Origin of the sequence: Peloplasma aerotolerans (genome assembly GCF_030012175.1) — a bacterium.
Classification (GTDB): Bacteria; Bacillota_I; Bacilli_A; order Acholeplasmatales; family Acholeplasmataceae; genus Peloplasma; species Peloplasma aerotolerans.
On sequence record NZ_JASCXW010000080.1, the window covers coordinates 1 to 1,482 of the forward strand.

The 1,482-nt window shown below is 35.2% G+C and carries 1 protein-coding gene; it reads left to right on the top strand.

Going from position 1 to position 1,482, the window contains the following annotated elements; genetic code table 11:
• The first annotated feature begins 263 nt into the window (after positions 1–263).
• Positions 264–1,424, top strand: coding sequence for an IS110 family RNA-guided transposase (locus QJ521_RS09625; protein ID WP_282840268.1), 1,161 nt, complete (start codon positions 264–266; stop codon positions 1,422–1,424).
• The last annotated feature ends 58 nt before the right edge of the window (positions 1,425–1,482 follow it).

Below are 1,482 nucleotides of genomic sequence, written 5' to 3' on the forward strand. Positions count from 1 at the left end.
TCATGTAAGATTTAAAGTGTATTAGATTAGATTTTAATACTCTATAAATCTTTACTCCTCTCTGTCTAATTTAATATAATAATAATGTACTGTGGATTTGTATCATCTTTATACGGCGTTGACTGTTTAGAGGTGACGCTTACCACGGTCTTTATTTTAATCAGCAATAGTTAGTTAGCGCAAGACGCTTTTTACATGATTATGAGATAAAGACTAGGCTGGACTTACCACACGTACAGAAATTCTTTTTAGGAGGTGTACTTATGAACTATATCGGAATCGATATATCAAAGTACAAGCACGACTGTTTCATCGCCACTGAAACAGTTGAACATCAGTTCTCATTTGAGAACAGTCAGTCCGGGTTTAATGAACTATTAGGCCACTTTAAACCCTTAATCAAACAAGAAATGATAATAGGCTTAGAGGCTACAGGTCATTACGGTGAAAATCTCAAGTCATTTCTTACCTTCCATGGATATACATTCATGGAGATTAACCCTTTTCTAGTGAAGAAGTTTTCCGAGGCTCACTCACTAAGAAAAACAAAGACGGATAAGAAAGATGCACAAATGATTTCAACTTATATGAGATCTGTAGACTACAAAGCCTATCATCATCAATCTTATCATATAAGTGCCTTAAAATCACTGACCAGGCTACGTTTTAAACTCATTTCGATTCGGACAAAGCACTATAACATGATGACTAAAGTCTTAGATGTCATCTTTCCTGAATTCAAGCCTTTTATGCGAGAACAAGGCTATAGTGACACATCTTTATACATTTTAAAACGTTTTTCATCTCCAGATAGAATCGCAAAGATGACTGATGAACATTTCGATAAACTTCGTCGACTTTCAAAGGGCAAGTTCAGTTATCCCAAGTTCACAAAACTTAGAGAACTCGCAAAATCAACGATTGGTGTGACACAAGATCATCAACTTTTCAAACTTAAGACTTCGATTTCTTATGTTGAAAAACTTAACGCGGATATCGAAGAAACTGAGAAACAGATTATTTCTCTTATGGATCGATATCCAACTAAGATTCAGACCATTAAAGGTATAGGCGTTATTTCAGCAGCAATCATTTTATGTGAATATGGTGATATTTCACTTTTCTCCAATCCTGCTGAAATGTTATCCTATGCAGGTCTAGATTCTACGATCAAACAATCTGGAACAATGTCTTCTACTGGTAAACTTGTTAAACGAGGCAGCAAATACCTTAGAGCAACACTGATCAATGTTTGTATGATGGTGATGATATATAATCCGATATTCTATGCTTATTATCACAAGAAGAAACAAGAGGGTAAGCACCACCGTGTCGCACTTATTCATCTTTCTAAAAAGCTTGTCAGAGTGATTCATCATCTCGAAACAAACCATGAAGATTACGATTCGAGTAAGTTAAAATAACTAGTTACTTAAACTGTGGCGGTTAAGTAAAAGTCATCTGTAATACTAGCTAACCTCC

Excerpts from the sequence above, each read along its gene's own strand:
- QJ521_RS09625 (WP_282840268.1), top strand. The coding sequence starts at position 264 with ATGAACTATATCGGAATCGATATATCAAAGTACAAGCACGACTGTTTC.